This window comes from Nostoc sp. JL33, assembly GCF_017114985.1.
Taxonomy (GTDB): domain Bacteria; phylum Cyanobacteriota; class Cyanobacteriia; order Cyanobacteriales; family Nostocaceae; genus Nostoc.
Genome location: NZ_JABXKP010000054.1, coordinates 22,774 through 45,059, shown reverse-complemented (window position 1 = coordinate 45,059; position 22,286 = coordinate 22,774). Strand labels below are relative to the sequence as shown.

At 41.0% G+C, this 22,286-nt stretch carries 21 protein-coding genes and 1 pseudogene; 12 read left to right on the top strand and 10 right to left on the bottom strand.

Features of this window, described 5'->3' with window-relative positions:
• The first annotated feature begins 33 nt into the window (after positions 1–33).
• The gene (locus HWQ23_RS15445) at positions 34–963 is read left to right on the top strand and encodes a tyrosine-type recombinase/integrase (RefSeq protein WP_292829643.1); all 930 of its coding nucleotides are present in this window, start codon (positions 34–36) and stop codon (positions 961–963) included.
• Positions 964–997: 34 nt separating this feature from the next.
• Here the strand turns inward: HWQ23_RS15445 and HWQ23_RS15440 are convergent.
• From HWQ23_RS15440 to HWQ23_RS15430, 3 genes and pseudogenes are all read right to left on the bottom strand, one after another.
• A pseudogene (locus tag HWQ23_RS15440) lies at positions 998–1,514 on the bottom strand (hypothetical protein).
• A 100-nt stretch (positions 1,515–1,614) separates the two neighbouring features.
• Entirely contained in the window at positions 1,615–1,794 is a 180-nt protein-coding gene (locus HWQ23_RS15435; protein ID WP_292829723.1) for a type I restriction enzyme endonuclease domain-containing protein, read from the bottom strand.
• Positions 1,795–1,992: 198 nt separating this feature from the next.
• Positions 1,993–2,349, bottom strand: a complete 357-nt coding sequence (locus HWQ23_RS15430; RefSeq protein WP_292829642.1) for a hypothetical protein — start codon at positions 2,347–2,349, stop codon at positions 1,993–1,995.
• 249 nt (positions 2,350–2,598) lie between these two features.
• On the opposite strand from HWQ23_RS15430, the gene HWQ23_RS15425 reads away from it, so the two are divergent.
• Positions 2,599–4,461, top strand: coding sequence for a DEAD/DEAH box helicase (locus HWQ23_RS15425; RefSeq protein WP_292829641.1), 1,863 nt, complete (start codon positions 2,599–2,601; stop codon positions 4,459–4,461).
• Positions 4,462–4,565: 104 nt separating this feature from the next.
• Positions 4,566–4,700 carry a hypothetical protein gene (locus HWQ23_RS15420; protein WP_292829640.1) on the top strand — a complete coding sequence of 45 codons (135 nt, stop codon included), beginning with the start codon at positions 4,566–4,568 and terminating at the stop codon, positions 4,698–4,700.
• Positions 4,701–4,860: 160 nt separating this feature from the next.
• Here HWQ23_RS15420 and HWQ23_RS33455 read toward each other — a convergent pair whose 3' ends face one another.
• A complete protein-coding gene (locus HWQ23_RS33455) occupies positions 4,861–5,205 on the bottom strand; it encodes a hypothetical protein (RefSeq protein WP_365741558.1) in 345 nt (114 codons plus the stop codon).
• Positions 5,206–5,697: 492 nt separating this feature from the next.
• On the opposite strand from HWQ23_RS33455, the gene HWQ23_RS15410 reads away from it, so the two are divergent.
• Positions 5,698–5,901, top strand: coding sequence for a ChaB family protein (locus HWQ23_RS15410; RefSeq protein ID WP_292829639.1), 204 nt, complete (start codon positions 5,698–5,700; stop codon positions 5,899–5,901).
• Between the two features lie 6 nt (positions 5,902–5,907).
• Here the strand turns inward: HWQ23_RS15410 and HWQ23_RS15405 are convergent, their stop codons facing one another.
• The 5 genes from HWQ23_RS15405 to HWQ23_RS15385 form a co-directional block, all read right to left on the bottom strand.
• Positions 5,908–6,255, bottom strand: coding sequence for a hypothetical protein (locus HWQ23_RS15405; RefSeq protein WP_292829638.1), 348 nt, complete (start codon positions 6,253–6,255; stop codon positions 5,908–5,910).
• Positions 6,212–6,406 carry a hypothetical protein gene (locus HWQ23_RS15400; RefSeq protein ID WP_292829637.1) on the bottom strand — a complete coding sequence of 65 codons (195 nt, stop codon included), beginning with the start codon at positions 6,404–6,406 and terminating at the stop codon, positions 6,212–6,214. The genes HWQ23_RS15405 and HWQ23_RS15400 overlap by 44 nt, the downstream gene beginning before the upstream one ends.
• On the bottom strand, positions 6,403–7,371 hold the full coding sequence (locus tag HWQ23_RS15395; protein WP_292829636.1) for a S1/P1 nuclease: 969 nt from the start codon (positions 7,369–7,371) through the stop codon (positions 6,403–6,405). Before HWQ23_RS15395 ends, HWQ23_RS15400 begins: the two co-directional genes overlap by 4 nt.
• A gap of 135 nt (positions 7,372–7,506) precedes the next feature.
• Positions 7,507–7,659, bottom strand: a complete 153-nt coding sequence (locus HWQ23_RS15390; RefSeq protein WP_292829635.1) for a hypothetical protein — start codon at positions 7,657–7,659, stop codon at positions 7,507–7,509.
• A gap of 123 nt (positions 7,660–7,782) precedes the next feature.
• Entirely contained in the window at positions 7,783–8,229 is a 447-nt protein-coding gene (locus HWQ23_RS15385; protein ID WP_292829634.1) for a hypothetical protein, read from the bottom strand.
• 136 nt (positions 8,230–8,365) lie between these two features.
• On the opposite strand from HWQ23_RS15385, the gene HWQ23_RS15380 reads away from it, so the two are divergent.
• The 5 genes from HWQ23_RS15380 (at position 8,366) to HWQ23_RS15360 (ending at position 13,857) form a co-directional block, all read left to right on the top strand.
• Positions 8,366–8,857 carry a hypothetical protein gene (locus tag HWQ23_RS15380; protein WP_292829633.1) on the top strand — a complete coding sequence of 164 codons (492 nt, stop codon included), beginning with the start codon at positions 8,366–8,368 and terminating at the stop codon, positions 8,855–8,857.
• A 388-nt stretch (positions 8,858–9,245) separates the two neighbouring features.
• On the top strand, positions 9,246–9,494 hold the full coding sequence (locus HWQ23_RS15375; RefSeq protein ID WP_292829632.1) for a helix-turn-helix domain-containing protein: 249 nt from the start codon (positions 9,246–9,248) through the stop codon (positions 9,492–9,494).
• A 57-nt stretch (positions 9,495–9,551) separates the two neighbouring features.
• Complete coding sequence (locus tag HWQ23_RS15370; protein ID WP_292829631.1) at positions 9,552–11,576, top strand: ATP-binding protein; 2,025 nt, start codon at positions 9,552–9,554, stop codon at positions 11,574–11,576.
• A 15-nt stretch (positions 11,577–11,591) separates the two neighbouring features.
• Positions 11,592–12,926: a DNA double-strand break repair nuclease NurA gene (locus HWQ23_RS15365; RefSeq protein WP_292829630.1), complete on the top strand. Its 1,335-nt coding sequence runs from the start codon at positions 11,592–11,594 to the stop codon at positions 12,924–12,926.
• Positions 12,927–13,122: 196 nt separating this feature from the next.
• Positions 13,123–13,857 (top strand): hypothetical protein, encoded by a 735-nt coding sequence (locus HWQ23_RS15360; RefSeq protein WP_292829629.1) that lies wholly within the window; start codon positions 13,123–13,125, stop codon positions 13,855–13,857.
• A gap of 45 nt (positions 13,858–13,902) precedes the next feature.
• Here HWQ23_RS15360 and HWQ23_RS15355 read toward each other — a convergent pair whose 3' ends face one another.
• Positions 13,903–14,097: a hypothetical protein gene (locus HWQ23_RS15355; RefSeq protein ID WP_292829628.1), complete on the bottom strand. Its 195-nt coding sequence runs from the start codon at positions 14,095–14,097 to the stop codon at positions 13,903–13,905.
• Positions 14,098–14,346: 249 nt separating this feature from the next.
• On the opposite strand from HWQ23_RS15355, the gene HWQ23_RS15350 reads away from it, so the two are divergent.
• The 3 genes from HWQ23_RS15350 to HWQ23_RS15340 all read left to right on the top strand — a co-directional run bounded on the left by HWQ23_RS15350 (position 14,347) and on the right by HWQ23_RS15340 (position 22,199).
• The gene (locus HWQ23_RS15350) at positions 14,347–14,595 is read left to right on the top strand and encodes a helix-turn-helix domain-containing protein (protein ID WP_292826330.1); all 249 of its coding nucleotides are present in this window, start codon (positions 14,347–14,349) and stop codon (positions 14,593–14,595) included.
• A gap of 136 nt (positions 14,596–14,731) precedes the next feature.
• Positions 14,732–17,935, top strand: coding sequence for a type ISP restriction/modification enzyme (locus HWQ23_RS15345; RefSeq protein ID WP_292829627.1), 3,204 nt, complete (start codon positions 14,732–14,734; stop codon positions 17,933–17,935).
• A 10-nt stretch (positions 17,936–17,945) separates the two neighbouring features.
• Positions 17,946–22,199 (top strand): helicase-related protein, encoded by a 4,254-nt coding sequence (locus tag HWQ23_RS15340; protein WP_292829626.1) that lies wholly within the window; start codon positions 17,946–17,948, stop codon positions 22,197–22,199.
• The last annotated feature ends 87 nt before the right edge of the window (positions 22,200–22,286 follow it).

The window sequence follows — 22,286 nt, the reverse complement described above, 5'->3', positions numbered from 1 at the left end:
TAGTCTTTTGTCTTTTTGATATCCGCGATAATTATGACACCAGTAGTCGTAGTCAAGGCAAGACGTAAGCAATTATCCCATTTAGCGCCGGTTGATGCCCAGCAGCGCTTAGTTCAACTGTGGCTGCACGATAAGCCTCAAAGTACCCAAAAGTGTTATTTGCGGTATGCGGCGCAGTTTACTGGATTTTTGGCGGGGGTAGGGAAGGCGATCGCTCACACGACTGTCGAGGATATGGTGGAGTTTTCTGAACATTTGCATAATCGGGGATTGGCAGCGCCTACCATTAAGACCTATATGGCATCTGTGAAAAGTCTGCTTTCCTTTGCTTACAAGACGGGTTATATCAAGGTAAACCCCGGTGCTGCGATTAAGTTAAAGAAGCTTGACCAGCGATTGCATGAGAAAGTTCTGACTTTAACTGATATCGCTTTGATGATTCGGCTGACAGAACGGGCTGAGTATCGTTATAAAGGTCAACAAATTAGAGATTTGTTGATATTGAAGCTTTTATACGTGGCTGGGTTGCGGGTGTCGGAGCTAGTCGGACTAAGGTGGAAGGACTTTACCCCACGCAATCTCACCGGACAAATTACCGTTGTGGGGAAGGGGGATAAGTCCCGTCACATCTTACTGCCGGAATATCTGTGGCAGGAATTGATAAATTACAGAGGAGACGCGCCGAAAGATGCCTATGTCTTCAAGAGCCGCAACGGGAAAAATAAGCCGATCCATCGTCAAAATGTTGATCCAATAATTAAGGATGCAGCAGAAAGGGCCAGGCTGATGGAGAAAGTTAGTTGTCACTGGCTCAGGCATAGTCACGCTACGCACAATGCTGAGAGGGGTACGCCTATCCCGTTGCTCCAGCAAACTATGGGCCACGCCGATATTTCCACAACGGCAGGATACATTCACATTCGCCCTGGAGACAGTAGTGCTTTGCACTTGCCACGGGTTTAAATACAGACGAACCCTATTGCGGAGACAGTTGAAATTATTTCACCGGATGGTAAAGTCCGTCTTTTACATTCCATTCCCATCCCACGCTCATGGGGTCACGGTTACGCGACCAACTGATAAATTCTTTGACGCTCTTGTTTTCCCTTTCTGCAATGAGACTTTGGTGGCTTACAGCAAGCCTTTGGGCTAAACTTTCATTATTTCTGGGAAGGAGTTCAACTTGGGGTTGTTGGTACGGGTGCGCTTGTCTTCGAGGTCTGGTGTTGCTGTATGTACCAGAAGTAATTGCCTTCTCTATGAGTTCCAACTTCTTGGTAATTGTTTCTAGTTTAGTGTCGAGATGGGATTCCAGATTTTCTAGCTTCTGATCCAATCTCCCGGAATTATTGATATCAATCTTGCTATCAAACTTAGATATTAATTCCTCCAAGCTTTGCAGCAAGGAAATTGTATGCCCCTCTCTATGCAGTTTAGATAGTTGGCGTACTACTGGAATTAAAGCAGTCGGGACACGAATCCGGAACGCTAGGTGGGGTCTTGTCCTCAGCCATTTGATATCAATTTTGATAGCAATAAACTGATGATAGATGAAAAGCGATCCGTTTTTTCAAAGCCCAGATGCTATGGAGCGATCGCAGCCCAGACATGGTATCAAACCTCACGCTCCCAATCCCTACACAACAATTCTGCCTGTTGCAACACCGTTACCATCGCCTTCTCCTGCTTGTCTGGAGGATAGCCATATTTCCGCAGCAGGCGCTTGACTAATCTCCGCAGATTCGCTTTGACACTTTCTTTTAGAGTCCAATCAATCGTGACGTTGCGCCGGATTGTCTCTACTAAGTCACGAGCGATCGCTTGAAGTATTTTATCCCCTAATGCTTACACAGAAGTGTCATTTAAACCCAAAGCATCATAAAAATCTAATTCATCCTCAGTTGAGCGTGAGTATTAACTGAGGATGAATTAGCTTTACAGATTTATTTTTAACTAATTATAGTTTGACCAAATGGGAATTCAATCTAGCATTTAAATTCCTAAACGTTTGCATTCAGTATCCATTAATTGGTCGTACATTGCCAGTTTTGAGTGAATCGATTCGTACAACTTGCCTAAATGTTCGGGGTCGCACTGGCACTTGTTGACCATTTGCTTAAACCATTTAAAACTCTCTTTGTCACTACGTCCAGCTTTGAAATCTACAAGAACACCCCAAAGGCATTCACTTCCTGTAATGGGTAGAAACCCCATTGAGACTGCCTCTTGTTCTGCAAGAAGGTTGTACCGTTGGATGATTTTGCGGTTGAGAGTTTTTTGTTGTGGTGTCATGAGTTTGGGGTCAAATCCATTCTTCTGGTTGCGTTTATTCTTACGAGGTTTTGTCATATCTATTCCTCAATTTTTTATTTGAAATATGCAATCACATTATAGTATATTTATACTATAAAAAATAAAACTTATTTTTTGATAATTAACTTATGCGCGATCGCTTTGGGCGTTTCTGTTTGCCCCCTAAGCGCCTTCATCATCCGATCTATTCAAGTAAATCTTATGAACTCAGGTTCAGATGGAGGTTATAAAGAAAGCAGTCAAGAAAGCAAATTGCAATTTGAACAAGGAGCGACATAGTTAAGAATGTTGATTCTGCGCGATTACCAACAAGATTTAGTTTCAAAAACTTTTACTGCTTGGTCTTGTGGAATTAGAAAAGTATTATTGCAACTGAGTACGGGTGGCGGCAAGACTATAATATTTGCTGCAATCGCATCTGAATTTATAGCCCAAGGTGAAGGTGTGTTGGTAGTGGCGCACAGGGAGGAATTAATTCTCCAGGCCAGCGAGAAACTGACGGCAGCCACAAAAGTACAACCAGGAATCATTAAAGCAGGATACAAGCCAACTGATTCCTTAATTCAAGTAGCCAGTATCCAAACTCTTTTTCGTCGCCAAACTTACCCAATAGCGAAGGTTGTCATTATTGATGAAGCTCACCATTCTTCAGCTAATAGTTACCGTAAATTGCTAGATGCTTATCCAGATGCACTCATTTTGGGATTGACAGCGACACCAAGACGTGAAGATGGTTACGGACTGCGAGATATTTTCGACCACCTGATTTGCTCAATTAAGACCAAAGAATTAATAGCCCTTGGATATTTGACAGATTATAAGTTAATAGCTGGCTTTAAATATGCCAAACACAAAGTCCCTAAAAAACGTGACTTCACCAGAAAAGAATTAGAAGAAGTTGCTTCTGATTACAAACCGTCTGAGGTGTTAAAGCAATGGAACAAATTTTGTGCTGGTCAAAAGACAGTTATTTTTGCGGTCAACGTGAAGCACTCTCAAGAGATCGCAGCAATATTTCGTGCAGATGGCATCACCTGTGAGCATCTTGATGGAGATACACCACACTCTGAGCGAAAAGCAATTTTAGATAGATTTCGTAATGGTCAAACGCAGGTGATTAGCAATTGTGCAATTCTGACTGAGGGATTTGATTGTCCTGACTCACTTGCTGCGGTGATTGCTCGTCCCACCAGTAGTGTTACTCTCTGGTTGCAAATGATTGGCAGAATATTACGCCCTGCACCGCTTAAGGAATATGCAACTGTCCTAGACATGACTGATAACTGGTTTCGGCTTGGTCGTCCCTGTGACAACAGAGAATGGAGCCTTGATCCGATATCCTGCGAAGAAGATAGTCTTGGGGTGAGATGCTGCCCACACTGTCACCATGTTTTCAAACCAATGCCAGCCCTAATTCGTACTAAAGAATATTTTAATTCCACTTCATTAGAGTTTTTGACTCAATATGAAGCGGATTGTCCCAACTGCGGCGAATCTTTTAAGTGGATATTGTCAGAGGATTCTGGAATAGAAAATAGTGGAGTACCAGTGATTGTTTCTAGCAACGAGATTGAATTTAAAGAAGTTCCTGCTGAAGTCCGTCCTGTTTTGCTGCTCCCAATTATTTCAGCCAAAAAGCGCAAGTTTAGAAGCCAAGAAAAAAAGCTATTATTCTATAATGACACAATCAAAAACTGGTTTTTAAATTGCCAAGAACTAACTCTCTCGGAGCTAATTTACGCTATTCAACTACTGTCATGTCCAGAATGGGCATTTGAGTACAGCATAAAATGTTTAGTCTCCCGTGTTCGCAACGCTACTGAATGGGAAAATGTAACCCGAATTATGTCTCTTCGTCCAGACAATGTGAAGAAAGTTATTTGGAGTAATTTGTCTGGTTTAGAAAAAGACAGACTCAACCAAATGAAAGCACAGTATGATAACGAAATGAAGGAATGGTTGACCGAAGAAAATCTGACAGCAATAGCGGCTGATCTGGAAATCTGTGAAGACATTGGGATGATTTCTGATTTATGGGAAATCTATAAAAAACCAGCGATTAAAGCCGCGATTGATCTAGTAAGTGCTGAGAGGCGCGGACAAATTACGCAGTGGATTACTCAGTTAGATACAGTTACTTATTCCTAACCTTGGGCTGCAATCATCGGCTGTCTTTGTTCGCACGTTAGCCAACAAAAAAAAGCGTTCAAAGCCGCTCAAAAAGGTAGTTTTCAGCCTTTTTACCTCGAAAAATGCCCGAAAAACATTTTCGCTGCCTGGTCGCGCCAGTTTACAAAACACCAGATATCCTTTGCCCATGCCAAGATAGAGCGATCGCAGTTGGTATAGCAGTCGCAGTAAGTATGCGTTTGAGGCAATTGAGTTAGAGTTGTCAGTTACTCAATTACTTAACTCAATTACTTATTACCAGAGATTTGGGAATTAGAATTTAGAGACGGGAGAGAACTGCGCGTTCAGACCGGATATTTTTGGGGATGGGAAAAGGTTTCGGACTATGCTGATATTCCAGGCTTTGTAGTGCTACATTTAGCTACTGAGCACTACAAAAACATCTGGCAAGGAGCAAGCAGCACCAATTAGCGATCGCTGCAAAGCAAAATTTCCTGCATCTACTCTAACTCCAGATAAAATACAGTAGAAAATGCAGTAACAATTGGTTTCCAGTTTCTCCTCTAGCTGCAAAACCGATTTACTGCCCTTTACAACATCGATATCAATATTGCTATCAAACTTGGATATTAATTCCTCTAAGCCTTGCAGTAAAGCAATTGTACCCCCTCTCTGTGCAGTTTGGATAGTTCTCTGACTGCTGGAATTAAGGCAGTGGGGACGCGAATCCGGAACGCTTGGTGGGGTCTTGTCGTCAGCCATTTGATATCAGTTTTGATAGCAATGAACTGATTGTAGAGTGAAAGCGATGTCTACTTTAAGGGGCTATTTGGTGTCGCTATTTTCAAAGAGGAAACTTGAGCAATGAGGCGACACCGAACAGCCCGCCGCAGGCATCGCCCTTTGATTTCCTCTTTGAAATCAGAACTGGGGGGCGTGAGCCAGTTCGCTACGTAGTCGCTCCACTTGTTAGTAAACGGTTCATTAAAAACCTCACACGCTTTCATCAAACACTACTCATCATCAGGCAAAAACTGATTGTAGAGCCAAAGCGTTGCTTGCCGGCGTTAGGCATTGCCTGATTGTGATGGTTTTCCTCGCTTGATTAAGTCACCAACAAAGTGCGATCGCTTTTGATTATCCTCTAGAACTTGACCACAGTATGAGTTGTATTTATCACTAGGGGCAGATGAAAGAGCGTTAATAGCAATGAAAGCTAGTGAGGTGATAACTAACAGGAAGGAGTGAAAATGTATGCCCTATCAAGATGTAGCGGATTTACCAGACTCCGTGAAAAAGCATCTACCCAAACACGCGGCGGAAATATTCTTGGCTGCGTTTAACAATGCGCTCTCTGAATATGGCGAAGAAGAGACAGCATTTAAAGTTGCCTGGGCAGCAGTTAAGCGTGACTACGAAAAAGGTTCAGATGATCATTGGCACAAAAAAGCAGAGTAAATTCTACTACACCGAGTCATCCATCCAACCGCACTCCGGGCAATCCCAATGCACCCGTGCTGACCAGTCGCGGTCAAACTCATATCCACACTGGGGACACTTGCCAGTAAACATAGGATGGGTATCTAGCAGTTCTAGCTGTTGCTGTTGCGTCAATCGCTGTTGTGGTTGCAGTATTAATTCACCGTTGTAGTAGCTTGCCCCCTCCGGTTGCCATAGTTCCTCTGGCTCAATGTTGGAATCTTCTCGAAAGTCCAAACAACTATCCCCCTGTGGCCCTGCTGGGTGAACGGCACAGATGAGGTGAGGATCATGTGAGTAAAGGAGACAGCGATCGCAGTCGGGAATCTTCATAGTACCAGTGTACTGCTTTGGGGCAAGCGATCGCTGTTTTGTGTGCAACTTTTCCTCTAAGAATTTTAGGAGGGGCGATCGCTCTAGTAAAATCAAAAACCACCCACATCATGTAAGTGGAGAACAAAAGAGATTGTATATCTTTTATCACTTGCCGAACACCTTATTAAGTACATCAGCTAGACGGTAGCCCGCCAAACTCATTTGACGTTCTGCTATTGGTTTGGCGGTAGCAGCATAATTTGGCGGTAACGGCTTTGAGTTTCCATCATTTTTATCACTACTGCCAGAAAGTTTGCCATTGAGATATGCTTTTTGTTTTGCTATCCTAAAACTCTCTAATTTTGCCCAATTATTAAATTGAGTTTCTCTTAATTCTGGCAATTTACTGCGTTGATAGTCGGCTCTTATCTTGGTTGCGGTGTTGCGAACAGTTTGAAATCTTTCGCTTCCAAGAATCAGGTCATCCCAGAATTTATGCAAACTAATTGTTTGGCTATCTGGTTTAACTCTAATATAAAAACGTGTACCACCTCTATCACCTTCCGGTTCGGGATACTGATTAGTTATTAATTTGGTGGTATGTAGTGGCTGATGCACATCTCCTAATAAATGGAATAGCCAGCATATTGCAACTGCTTTTTCGCTGTTACTAGTAGCACTACTTTGAACAATATCAAAATTTTTTTTAAATGCGTAGAGAATATTTTCTTCACCTGCAATTTCACGAGGAATTGAGTTTGAGGCATTGCTTGGTTGATAAGGAAAGTTGATGTAGTGCCAAGTTGGGTGATCAAATGTTTGATTGCCACGGGCTTCATCTGCCCATTTTGCCGCCCACATAAACAAGTACAAATTTTTATATTCAGCAGAAATATTAGATTGATTAAGAGACTTCCACTGTTCCTCAAATTTGGAGTACTCAGGGTGTTCCTTCAAAATGGCAACCATTTTCTCAATTACTTCTTGATGATTCTGCTTAAGTTCACTGTAGGCGATCGCTCCTGAAACCATGTGTCCAGCTTTATTCCAAGCAAAAGCTGGGTACTGCCAAATCAAGATTGTTGATAATGCTGTCAATAAAGAAAACTTAGCAAAAGAATGTAACTTCAGCATAAAATTCTTTGTTAGAAAATACAGCTAAAGTATAGGTTGCATTCAGGTAAGTTAGGGTTAAATTTGCATGAAAAAAATAAATCACCCTACACAATATTCATATATTTCAATAAACAGAGCTGTACATTAACGAGTTTAAGAGTGCGATGCCACCGGTTCATGGCGGGTACGGTACGCCATCGCAGGAGTAATGCAGTGTGTAGTCAATGCAGCAGCAAAGATGTTGAGCATATCTCGTGCTGGCAGTTTCCAGATGATTGAATGTCCAGATATGTAGCGATCGCTCAAAGCAGTTAATTTTTCCTCTAAGAATTTTTTATGGGCGTAGCCCGCATTTCACACGCTTCGGTGCGATGGCGTACCCGCCCGCCGGAGGCATCGCTCCCACTTGGGCCAGAACTGAAAACTTTATCACTCTCCATCCCTAACCTCTAACTGATAAATCCGCATTGATGGGTATTCGTCCATCATCCGCCAGTAATACCCAGTAGGCGGCGACGATACCCTACTACCACAGCGATACAAAAAGATTGGCTCGTCCCGCTTCATCACTTTCTTAACTGTTTGCTCCAGGGTGGTGTCGGGGCGATCGCTGTCGTACCAAATAATATGCGATTTTCCTTCATACCCAGCCGCCATTAAACTAGCAAACAGCCATTCCATCAGTGATTGAATTTGCTCTGGCTCTACGCCGCAGCTTTGTTGTCCGTAGCATAGAATAGTTGGCTGGACTGGTTTGGGTTTGAGGAAGTTCAAGAATTTCATGACTGTGAGAAACGCAACTATTAACAGGGTTCCCATTTGTTGAGGTGCGATACCTAGCTTGGGCAAGAAAGTGCGATCGCTATTGAGGTACAACTTTTCCTCTAAGAATATTTTTAACTGAAATACTCGCTCTTAATGAGGGCGATGTCTAGGACGGGCTGTTCGGTGTCGCACTCAGCAATAGAAGTGAAATAATAAACTAGTATGCCTTGCTCTGGAGATACACGCCATGACCTACACCATGCACGACGCTCTAGAAGTAGCAAACCTTGCTGCTACTGATATTGAAGCTTGGCTGCTCTCCAAACCAGAAACTATTAGCGTTGTTAATGTTGAGGATCACCCAGAATACCAACGCCGCGATGTTGACCTCATCTGGACAACGCAGACGGGTGAAATCTTGATTGAGATTAAGGGCGATAGGTGGAATAAAACTCGTAACTTTTTCTTTGAAACTCACAGCAACCTGGAAAAGGGAACCCCCGGCTGTTTTATGTACACTGAGGCAGATTGGCTATTTTATTACTTTGTCAATACTCGCCAACTGTACAGACTACCGATGCCAAAAACGCGGGAGTGGTTTTTGATTACCATGCGGCGGTTTCGGGAGCGCTCGACTACAACGCCAGTGGGGAGTAGTTATTACACCACTGTGGGGCGGCTTGTGCCGATTACTACGGTGATGATGGAAGTGGCGGGGATTAAGATGGAGCAATTGTAGGGGTGCGATAGGCGTTGGCGTAGCCTCTCGTAGAGAAGCCCGTCGCAGACATCGCATACCCCACCCAATTCTTAGAGGAAAGTGGGGGAGCGATCGCCTGTGCGTTGGCCGCATACGTAATTTATGCTTGTTAAATTCCAAGAGAACTGGGGCAAAGCGGGCGATGCCTACGGCGGTAAACTACGCGCAGCTTAACGAACGCAAGAGCGTCTCGTAGAGAAGTTATCGCATTCTATGCCTTTTCAGTTGGACGAAACTGCTTAAAATCTTGTTAATTCAAAAAATTTCCGAGTTTTTACGGAGAACACATAAGCATAGGTGTAGTTAATATAAAGCAAATGATATATCAAGTGTTACATCAAGTTTGTTATTTGAGTTCAGAAGCTAAATGACCACAAAAAAGCCCCTAGTTATCAAACAGCCAGAAGTTGGTAAGCTTATTCGTGAACTCAGGCTTTTGACTGGACTAACGCAAGAACAGTTTGCAGCTACTTTAGGTGTCACTTACCCAACAATTAACCGTTGGGAGAATGGACGCGCTAAACCATCACCTTTGGCAATGGAAAAGATTGAGGCGCAGCTGCACGAGATGGGCGATCAAGGTAAGGATTTGTTGAAGAAGTATTTGGCAACTTAACCAATATTTTCTGCAATATTTGGTGCTAAAAGCAGTAATTTTCAAAGGAAATTATCAATGACACTAAGTTTTACCAATATAATAGCAAAAATTGCATCTGTTGATTTATTTAAAAGAAATAGTAGTACAGGTGATATAGAAACTGGAATTTTTATTGGTCGTCCATTTCACATTGATTATGAAAAAGCATATATTTTAGTTGCTGACTCTTGGAAGCTAAAAGCTAAAGGAGTTCCCCAAGGGTCTTTTTTATTAGCTTATTACGAAAATGAAAATGAGGTTGATGTTTCTGAGGTATTACTTCTTAGGGTTGTGAAACCAGCGAAGTTACCTACTGATAATGATGTCATCAGTTCAATGGTTGAATATTATAAAGATAACTTAAAGACAAGTGGTAAAGAAAGTCAGTTAGATAGCTACACAAAATATGAATTTAGTTTCTCTGGCCTGGAATGCAGAATTTTAGGAACATTTTATAAGGACGATAAAGGATGTACACGTTTTGGCGCTGATGTTGAAAACTTTTATAGCGCCCATCACTATAGGGTCATTAAGCCAAATCCAGACGTATTAGAACTTATAGTCAACTTCCGTGAAGAGGGCATCACAGGTAAGCCAACTGATATCAAAATTGGTAAGGTTCGCTACAGTTCTAGCCTTCGTTTCCAAGCAAAAGAAGATGATGTACCTGTATTTGTAAGTCCAAAAGACTTTCTTGGTAAACGTACTGCCCTGTTTGGAATGACCCGTACAGGTAAGTCAAACACAGTTAAAAAGGTCATTCAAGCTACTGTTTTGATGAGCGATAAGGCTGCTTATACACTCAACGTTAAGTTAAATGGTAGCGCCGCACAGAACTTAGAACCTTTAACTGATGACGGTTTACCAAAATATCCGGTCGGTCAAATCATATTTGACATTAATGGCGAGTATGCAAATGCAAATATGCAGGATGAAGGTACAGCGATATTTGAGATATACAAAGAGCGAACCATCCGGTACAGTACTATCAATAAAGATGGCTTCAAAGTAATGAAGGTAAATTTCTACAGAGACGTAGAATCTGGATTTGAATTAGTTAAATCACGTTTGGCTGAAAGCACAGGTAACTATATTGATAGTTTTTGTGCAGTAGACTTTACCAAGTCAGAGGACTATGACACAAACAATTCTGTAAAAACTCGATACGATAGGAAAGTTGCAGCGTATCTTTGTTGTTTGTACAGGGCAGGATTTACTGTACCACAAGGCTTTAAAATTAATTTTTCAGGTAATAAAGAACTTAATGAATTGGTAAAGCAAGATGGAAGCTTAGATCCAAGTAAGGGTATTTCGCTTGAAGAAGCCTGTGATTGGTTTACTACTATTTGGGATAACTACGAGAATCAATTCTTCTCTAAATACAAACGCGACAATGGGCATGAATGGGCAGATGAAGATTTGAAAGCTATACTAGTTTTCCTTTCACGCAAGCGGAGTCCTGGAGGTAGCGCTAATATAGATGGTTATAAAAAATTACGCAGTATTGCTGAACTACATACCGAGACTGTTGGCAAGTCCTTTGAGATAGAAATTATTGAGGAACTTCGCAAGGGTCAGATTATCATAGTAGATTTGTCACAGGGCGATCCAGAGATTCAACGCTTATATTCCGAGCGCATTTGCCGACAAATTTTTGCAGATGCAATGAATCACTTCATTCAAAACATACCCAATAATTTCATTCAATTTTACTTTGAAGAAGCTCATAATCTTTTTCCAAAAAAAGATGATAAGGACTTAAGCCAAGTCTATAACAGGATTGCCAAAGAGGGTGCAAAGCTAAATCTTGGTTTAATTTATGCTACTCAAGAAGTCAGTTCAATAAGTTCCAATATTCTGAAAAATACTCAAAATTGGTTCATTGCTCACTTAAATAATGAGGACGAGACAAAAGAAATTAAAAAGTATTACGACTTTGGAGACTTTACTGAATCTTTAGTCAGGTTTAGTGCAGATAGTGATAAAGGTTTTGTACGCATGAAAACCTACTCAAATGCCTTCGTAGTTCCTACTCAAATTGACCGTTTCTCTAAAATTTAGGAAAGCAAGTAGTATATGGGATATACAAGCAAGCGTGGACGGCGACCTAATGAGTATGCCAGTAAGTCTGCACATAGTCATATAATTAATGATGAATCATTACAGGAGTTTCTTAGTCAATGTAATCTCCCTAAATCAGCAGATGAAGTAACTATTTACGACTGCCTTAACTTTTCCTATGAACCTGTAGTAAAAAATCCGATCCGCAATATTATCGCTATTGATGGTGGATACAGTGAAGTGTCTGTACAAACCGGTTTCCCATCTTCAACTGTCTGCTTTTGTCAAATCGGGGCGCTCATTTTTAGCATTGATGATCTTGATGGACTTGGTAAACAGCCTTTCATAGACCCAGATGATATGGCGAAGTTAAAGCAGATTCAACGTTTAAAACTAACTCTGCCTGTTCGCAATATCCAATTTAAAAATGAAAGTACACTTCTAAACTCAGTACGTAGAACTATTCATAACTTTTTCTGCCAGAAGGTGGACAATGAAGAATTGATTGCAACACTAAGATGGTTTATCTTTCAGGAATATGATGTAAGTTTACCAACTTGGAACTTAGCAAGTTGTCCAGTTTGTGGAAGTACAGGTATTCCCCTTAATCTGGGAGAAATGACAAAAGACCATACCTTTTCCTGTAATCATTGCAGCACTGATATTTTTCTAACAGATGTATTCCGGCTACATGAAGCTATTGATGAAGAATTAGGTGCTGGCGGTATTTTAGGATATTTGATAACTACCTTAGAGCAGATGATCTTAGTTCACCTCATTCGAGTTGTTCTTAAGATGAAGCCAGCTTTGCTGGGGGAAATATTGTTTGTTAAGGATGGCCCACTTGCCTTTTTTGGACAAACAGCAAATATGCACCGTCCGATGCGATCGCTTGTCAACTTTCTCTTTAAACATCACAACTTATACCTAGCTGGATTGGAAAAGAGTGGAGCCTTTGTAGAACACGCCGATGAAATCTCTGAAAAGCTTGCAAATGGAACTGTCCTAATTCTGAATAATGATTACATCTACAAGTACATTCTTCCTGGCAAAGCTGACCCAACAAGACCTTATGGTTCTACAACTTACTATAGCAACAAGCTGATTTTTAAGACCTTGGCGGGTGGGATGTACGTTGTTTCTTTACCAACTTCAAGAAATATGACAAATCCCAAAGAGGCAGACTTCCAAAACTTGAGTGCAATTTTAACCAACGTTGAGAAGCTAAAGTGCGATATGTACGACAACTCTCTGATTCCTGTCGCTTTAGCAAACAAGCTTGTCTCTCTGGCTGATCATCCTAGCTCTAGAATCCTTCAGAAGTTTGCCAAAAGTGCAATACAGACTTAGCTGTGGTTTTTACAGATGATGCGATCGCATCTCTCATTTTTAGCAAACTACTAGACTAAGCGAAAAAATTGCTGAGAGATTGGGTATTAACCTGATTGGTTGAATTAGTCTAGCAGCTACTCATGCTCAAGCCCAAGGTCATACGTAAACTTTTCAATTGCGATCGCTCTCCCAATGCTTAGAGGTTTGAAAAGAGATGAGTGATATAGAAATAGATTATAACTATGTTATTGAGCAGGACGCAAAAAGATTTAAAGTTTTAAAACTTATTTATTTTGAGACTAAAGGTGATAAAGATATAGCAGCAGATACCAATTATATTTGTAATAACACTGGTGTATGTAGTAAAGAACTATTACATATTTTAGAATATTTAGAAAACCAAAGTTTAATTAAGCCATTGGGTAGTCTGTATGCAATGTATGGTGGTTCAGCTTATATAACTATCACACATCAAGGTGTGTGTGAAGTAGAAGCTGCAATTAAAAAACCCCATGAACCCACTAATTATTTCCCTGCCATGATTCAAAATCTCAGTTTAAACATTAAAAATGTTGCTGTAAATAAATCTATGTCGAATATTCAAAATAATGATTTTCAGGGTGCTAATATCGGTGGTGGCGTTGCAGGACGTGATTACACAGGCGATGTCACACACAACTATGCTATTCAACGAAATTTAGCTAAATCCGCCGCAGAAATTCAGCAGATTTTAAAACAATTAGAGCAAAGCTATCCCACTACTAGTTTAGTAGAAAAAGCAGCTGTAGTAGAGAAAGCAATAAAACAAATTGAAAATGATCCGACTTTAAAGGCAAGAGTGCTAGGAGTATTAAAACTTGCTGGTAAAGAAGCTTTTAAAGAAGCCGTCGATCATCCTTTGGTGAATGTTCTAATAGCGGGAATTGAAGGCTGGCAAGAGGGAGTTTAAAAATATATCAAGGGCGTGATCGCCCCTTGACCCCATCAATCCCTCTCAAACACCGCCACCACTAACCCAACTAACTCCCGCAACTCTAGCAGCTTGAGGGGTGTAGAAAATCTTCTCAGAACCAAACACCGAACCATCCGGGCTAATTACACGAAATTGCCAACACTTGCCAGGAGTGTAAAACACCAAGAGGATACAGCCGTTGATTGCAAAGAGGGATTGGATCTGTAACTGGTTCATGCTGTCATTGTAGGAGCGATCGCCCTTCAGTTATGGGAGAAGCTGAGGCGATCGCCCATTCCAATTTTTCCTCTAAGAATTCAAGTTCAACATTACTTAAAAAACTCCCCTTCATTCAAGTAAGAAATTTTACTATAAAAACACATTTCAGTGTATATACGGTGTGTATGCAGCTTTAAAATGACTAACTTGTAATAGATAATATAGCACCAGCTACTAAAGATACAGTGAATCAAGTTTAGAAGTTAAATGACTATCAAAAAAGCCTTGGCTATCAAACAGCCAGAGGTGGGGCAGATCATTCGTGATCTGCGGCTTTTGGCTGCGCTAACGCAAGAACAATTTGCAGCCACTCTAGGCGTTACTTATACCACGATTAATCGTTGGGAAAATGGACGCTCAACACCCTCGCCGATGGCGATGAAGCTTATTGAGCAGAAGCTTAATGAGATGGGCAGTCAGGGGGAAGATTTGTTGGCTAATTATTTGCGGAATTAGTTGCTTGCTCAGTTTTTGTGTGAGCGATGTCTACTTTTTGGGGCTGTTCGGTGACGCTGTTGGGTGCGATCGCCTACGGTCGCTCGTAGACCATCGCAGATTTGACGTGCCAATTAGAGATTCATGAGGAACACGAATGGTTTTCACTAAAGAACAGTTGCAGGATGTGATAAGTGGCACAGATATAAATCGCGTTGAAGCGCTACGGCAGCTGTTGGAATATCCAGTGAAAGAGCGTGACCCTCAAGGTTCTCGGTTCTGGTATTTGCGTCCTGGTGTCGATGAGGAGGAAGCTGAGGAAACTTGCCCAGTTGCTGTTGGCTTTTACGAGGAACTATCAGGAGCAACAGACCAAGAAATCAAAAGATTTTTGACTTCAAAAGAGCAACAACAAGAAATTTACGGGCATTACACAAATCGAGTTGCTGAACAGCAACCAGTGATGTATTTGCTGTTGCCAACTAAAGAAGCTTTAGGTCGAGTGCCGTTAGTGCTGCCAAGTGAAGGTGGACTACGCCAACGGCAAATCCAGACTTTTGATTGGAATGAACCGCAACTAATAGCACGGTTAAACCGTTTAAAACAAGGGGAACTGCCGATTGCTGCTAAGGGACTAAGTTCGGTTCCCTTGGTGGAGTGGGTTTTCTATGAACCGATTAAGACGGCGAAAGAACTGGCGCAGTTGTTGGCTGAAGCTGCCCGTCGAATTGAGCAGGTCATTCCCCAAGTCTATGAGAAAGAAAAAGCTGATGGGTATTTACACCACCTGCTAAAGAGTTTTCAACGGGAACTATTACCCACACTGCAATTGACTTCAGAGAATGAGAAGGATTACAGTTTTGCAGATATCTACGCCCAAACCATTGCTTATGCACTGTTTACAGCAAAGGTATTCAGCCATGTAAAAGATAAGCGGGAGGGACGTGAGAAGGAAACGCATTTTGACCGTGAATCTGCATGGCAACAATTACCAGAAACCAACCCGTTTCTTCGTAAGCTGTTTCAGGATGTGTCAGAGCGTCAACCAGAAGAATTGGGTGATGAGTTAATTGGTGCGATCGCAGATATCTTTGGCATCCTCCGCGCTGCCAAGATGGATGCGATTCTCTCGGATTTTCAACTGAAGATGAACCGGGAAGATATTGTTATCCGGTTCTATGAGGATTTTTTGACAGCCTACAAGTCACAGATGCGAGAACGCCGGGGTGTTTATTATACGCCAGAACCTGTAGTTTCTTACATGGTGCGTTCTGTAGATATTTTAGTGAAGGAAAAGTTTAATAAACCCTTGGGTTTGGCAGATCCAGAGGTAATGATTCTTGACCCTGCTTGTGGTACAGGGACGTTTTTATTATGGATTTGTCAACTTATTTATCAACGTTTTCAAGAGTCTCCAGAAGCACTAACAGAAGGATTAGAAGATAAATCTTGGTCTGGTTATGTCAAAGAGCGGTTATTACCAAGAATATTCGGGTTTGAGTTGTTAATGGCTCCTTATGCGATCGCGCATCTGAAGTTGGGGTTATTTTTGCAAGAAACGGGGTATAAGTTTGATACGAGTAAGAGGTTAAATGTTTATCTCACAAATGCTCTAGAACAAGCTGCACCTGATAAACCAGAAATTCCTTTTGAGGAATTTATTGCAGCAGAAGGTGAAGCAGCATTAAAAGTTAAACAAAATCAACCTATTATGGTGGTTTTAGGAAACCCACCTTATTCTGTAAACTCTGCAAATAAGAGTGAATGGGCTACTAACCTAGTTCGAGATAGTTACTACCCCAATGATGAAATTAAAGAACAAAACCCAAAACTTTTACTAGATGATTACGTTAAATTTATCCGCTTTGCTCAGTGGCGGATTGAGCAGACAGGGTATGGAATTCTTAGTTTTATTACAAATCATGGGTATCTAGATAATCCGACTTTTCGGGGTATGCGTCAAAGTCTGATGCAAAGTTTTAATAATATTTACACTCTTGATGTACATGGTAACTCTAAGAAAAAAGAAAAAGCACTTGATGGTTCAAAAGATGAAAATGTTTTTGATATTCAGCAGGGTGTAGCAATTGGTATTTTTGCTCAAATTGATAATAAAAAGCCAAGTAATATTTGTCATGCCAATATATGGGGTGTTAGAGAAGCAAAGTATGAATGGTTAAAGAAAAATGATGTGATAAGTACTAAATGGATTTCTGTACAGCCGCAAATACCCTTTTCTCTCTTTTCCCCACAAGATACTGCATTGCTACCAGAATATGAACGGGATTATAAAATTACAGATATTATGGCACTTAACTCTACAGGAGTAAAAACCCATCGTGACCATTTTGTATTCGATTTTGAACTCTCATCACTGCAAAAGCGTATAGAAGATTTTAGAAATTTAGATATTTCAGATACAGAAATTGCAACAGCTTATGACCTTTCTGATGCATCAGATTGGAAATTAAATAAAAAGCGGAAATCTTTAGCTACAAATTCTAACTGGAGACAATATTTGATTAAATGTTTATACAGACCCTTTGACCTCAGACATTACTACCATCATCCGGATGTAGTAGATAGACCAAAAAACGAAGTTATGCAAAACCTGCTTGTGGAACATAACTTAGGTTTAATGTTTATGCGTCAGGTTGCTATACAAGGTAACTATAATCATTTCTTAGTAACTTCCCAAACAGCAGATAATCGAGCTTTTTACAGTAATAAAGGAGCTATGCAGCTTGCTCCTTTATATATCTACCCTGACTCAAGCAACCCTAAAGAACTACAGCAATCAGTCCGTTCCAATCTTTCACCCGAATTCCTCAAAGACATCACCGCAAAACTCGGCTACACCCCCACACCAGAAACCATCTTCTACTACATCTACGCCATCTTCCACTCTCCCACCTACCGCACCCGTTACGCCGAATTCCTCAAAATCGACTTCCCCCGTGTTCCTCTCACCAGTAATAATCAACTCTTCTCTCAACTATCAGAATATGGTGAAGAATTAGTAGCACTCCACTTAATGAAATCACCTAAATTAAACAACCTAATCACACAGTTTCAAGAAAATGGTGGCAATCAAATAGTTGATGCAGGACACCCAAAATATAACGAAGGCACTGTCATCATCAACAAAAAAGGAGACAAATTTACTGGCGTACCAAAAGAAATTTGGGAATTTTACGTAGGTGGTTATCAAGTCTGCCAAAAATGGCTCAAAGACCGTAAAGGACGCATTCTCACTTCTGACGATATCCAACATTATCAGCGTATTGTTGTAGCCCTCAAAGAAACCATTGAACTAATGGCAAAGATTGACGCAGTAATTCCAGCTTGGCCTATTCAGTGAGTTATTAACCATGCTTGAAAACTTTATCCAAGACCTAATTCGCAAACAACGCCCCTATTACCTACTCCAAGGTAATCCCATCAAAGGCGTTGACAATCAATACTGGCTTGTCTTCAAGCACCGCGATGCTGACAGGTTGTTAAAAACAGTTGTGAAGTTCTTAGGTATTGGTGGTAAACAAGCGACTTATAAAATACTACGAATTGACCCAAAAAGCGCTAAGGTTTTTGAATATACACCCATCAAAGATGGAAATGTACCTAGTACCTCTCTACTGCGAATTAGTAATTTAAATGTTATTGAAAAATTCCTTCATAAAGAAAGTGTAACCAAAGAAAAAGCTTTACTTGCAGGCAGCTTTTTAGAAATTAAAGGTCGTCTTCGTAGATTCAATTTGCCTGAACAGCTAGATAAGTACAATGTCTTCATCGGCTCTGCCCTAGAACGCACCCAAATTTATCGCCGTTCTACAGCTTACTTTGATAGTGGTGTGCTGAAACTATATGAAGAACCTCTCGCTTCAATTCTGCAAACTGAAGGTCAAATTCGCCTATTGATGGACTGGCAGGGATTCACCAAGCAGGCTGATGTCCAAGAACTGGAGAAATTACAAGACCCTAACTACCGCGCCCAATTTGCTCATCTTACCCTAACTGAATTCCTTAAGGGTTTAGAAGATAGTGCCTTTAGTGGGACAGAAATTTTGGCAGAGTTAGTTCGCCTCAATTTTTTGCAAATTAAACTCGTCAAAATGGAATCAGGACGAGCTATATATCACAAAAAAACTGGCATACTGAGCGACCAGTTAGAAAACCACATTCTGCATGAAGGCTCAGATAATTTCACCCGTGCAGCACATTCTAAAAATGCTGAGAGTGTAACTTTTCTTTATTCTTGGGATTCTCGTTTAGATGCAGAAGCCATATTTGAAAGTATTGGTCAATTTGATGCTGAGTGGCAGCGAGATGACATCACCTTTGACTTAACCCAAGAGTTTTTACAGCAGGTGTTGACGGAACGCGATCGCCGTGCCCAATTAAAAGAACCAGTTATTGAATCTATCAATCCTGATGAGTTTGCCCCTGGAGAAACCACCCAAGTTGAAATCACAGGTCAAAATTTAGACAAAATAGAAAGCATTGAGGTTGTAGATGATGAATTGGTTAAAATCACCATTGATAGCCAAGATTCTGAACGGATTATTGGTCAAGTTGAGGTAGACCCAGAACATCCGCCGACAAAGTTAACCGAATTCAAAGTTACAACCACCGAAGGCACTTATCACAACTTACCCGAAAATCCCCCAGCAGTCAGCCAATCCCTAGAAATACCAGATTTCAGTGAGATTGAAGGGTTTAAACAAGCTGTCGAAATAATTTTAGCTGGCAATCACGGCACACCTAACGATTTTCTCTACTGGTTGGCACAGCAGCGCCCCCGTCAGTTCCGGGTTGAACGTAGTGATTTATTGGATGAGCTGTTAAATCAAGACATCTTGTTTGAGCATCAAAAGTCTGGAGCGCAACATTGCCTAAGAGTCATGCAAGATTTTGGTGTTGCCGTCTGTGCTGATGCTGTAGGTTTGGGAAAAACTCGGCTAGCGGCTACTGTCTCCTGGTTGTATCGCCAGCAGAACGGTCAAGCTAAGATTGCGATCATCGCTGCTAAGAAACTCTACCCCAACTGGGAGCGAGAAATGGCAGAATTGGGCTTTAAATCTAACGATTACGAGCTTTACAATAAAAACCTGATGAGCCGCAAAGGTAGTAATTTCCTGGCGGACTTCAATCGTTATCGTGGCCCCGACTTAGTTATTATCGATGAAGCTCATGAAGGAATCCGCAATTATAAAAACCGTATTCACAAAACCTGTGCAGCAATTCAAGAAAGCGATCGCAAGTCTGCTTGGCAACGTTACTTTCTACTGTTGACCGCTACACCTTGGAACAATCGCCGGGAAGATATTTATAACATTCTCTCACCCTTTATCAGTCGTCCTGAAGGATTCAATGATTTAAAGTTTCCCGCAGAAGTTGCCCAATGGTTTCAAAACCGGGAAATTGGGGTTGAAAATTTTACAGATAACACTGAACTGTTTCGCCGCACCTACCGGGAACTGTTTCTTCAGCGCACTAGACAAATGTTGCGAGAAGCCACCCCAGATTTAAACTTGTATGCCAAGCGGGTAGCAGAATGGCTACCTGTGCATTTTGAACTTAGTACCGAGCAGGCACTTGAGCAGATTTTCACCCAATTTGAAACCAGTCTTTTCATTCCCTTTGCTGACCCTATTCGCTATTTAACAGGTAATGTTGAACAGCGAAGCTTACTAGCTAACCAACGCCGATTTTTCTTGCAACGGGCTGAATCCAGTATGTATGCCCTCAATCGGACTATTAAAAACTTTGGTAATCGTATTAGGCAAATGCAGCAACGTCTAGAATCGGTTTCTCCAGATGCTGATGGGCTGAAAGAATTTTTGCTGATTCACTACAATTTTGAATCAGATAAGAAAGATAAACAAGATGACTTCGACCGTGAAAGTTGGGGTGAAGATGAAGAGGAGGAAGATGAAAACGAAGAAACTGAGCCGGAACAAGAAAAGCAAAAGCGTCACCAGCTGCTTAGTTCTATTAAGAAAGTTACTGATGCTTTGCAAAAAGACCCAATCACCGCTCAATCAGTTTATAACCGAATGCTAACTGATTGTGAAGGCGACTTACATCAGCTAGAACAGATTCAAAACCTATTAGTAGATGAATTTCTTGTTGACCACAAACGCAAGCAAGTTACCCAAAAAGTAAGAGAACTGGTAAGTCAAGGTCATAAGGTACTGCTAATTTCTACGTTCAGTGACACCGTAATTGATTACTACCGTTATATGGCTCGTGACAGTGCGATCGCATCTAAAGGTATTGGGATGCTGATTGGTTCTACAAAACTGTATTACCCCAACAATTCAGACCAAGCTCAAAAAGTAAGTCCAGGTCACGCACTCCAACACAAACGTAGTCCAGTTACTTTAAATCGCCAAGAAATATTTAGACTGTTTGCCCCAGATGCTACTTGTAAAAATCTCACAGAACGCCCCAAACCAGAAGAAGAAATTGCAGTATTAATTGGTTCAGAAACTCTATCAGTGGGTCAAAATCTACAAGATGCTGATTACTTGATTAATATTGATCTGCCTTGGAATCCCATGATTTTAGAGCAGCGCATTGGACGGATTGACCGACCAAAACAACATAAAGCTGAGAACATTTATGTTTATTATGCCAATAGTGAAAGCCAACTTTTACGCCAAGCCTCTCGCCTATCAAATCTGCATAAAAAATTGGTAGGAGACTTAGCCCAAAAGGATGGAGACATCGCTAGTATTGAGCCTAACCCCAACATCCCTACCATTTCCAGTGTCAACACATTAGGGGCTTCTATCTATGGTGATACCCTATTTGATGATGAGATTTTACCAGGATATATTGACTTTCTTCAAAGCTTAGTCAAAGCCAGAAAAATGGAACAGGGCAATTTACAAGAAGATGCCTATAAAAAACAGGAAACCAACCGTGACATTTATACCCAGAATGAAATTTTACACAGTGAAGAATTGAGTGAACTGCTAAAAAAATTAGGTGAAGACTATCAAGCTAACCCCATTGCTGTAGGGCGTACAAATGAACTAGATGAACCAACTGGGTTACTAGCGTTAACAGTGCAATATTTTGGCCCCAATGGCGAACCAATTACAGACAAACAGCAAACCCTATTCTGGAATGACCGAACAGGAGAAAAAGATGGTTATGGTTTAGCGATCGCTACTGCTATCAAAACTCCAGTAGCCAGCAATATATTTTCTACAAAGTATTTACTATCATGCGCTCAATCAATTTACAACGAACTGGTGAAATTAAAGCAACAACGCAGTGCAGAGCTAGAACAACCAGAAACTTTAGAAAATATCAGTGTCACATCTGAGCGCATTACCCAAATTCAGCGTCGGCTAAGTATGTTTGATAGCTTGCCAGAGGGTTTAGACCGTGGAGCAGTCAGAAGTACACTCAAAAAGCTCAATTCTCAGCGAGAAAATAAGTTTGTACAAAAACTCTTAAAAGAGTATACCGATGGTAATAAGGCAGGTTTAGATAATGAGGATTTCGTTATTCAATTAGTACAAGATACAGACAGATTAAATCTGATTCTAAATGAAGGGATTAAATCTACCAGTATCAAAGTTTATTTAGCTGCACTTTTATTGAGGGCATAATTTCATGAACATCAATATCATCCTTCCATTCTTGAGGGAAATTTATCTAGATGCGATCGCCCCCACCAAATTAAGCATTCACGTAGT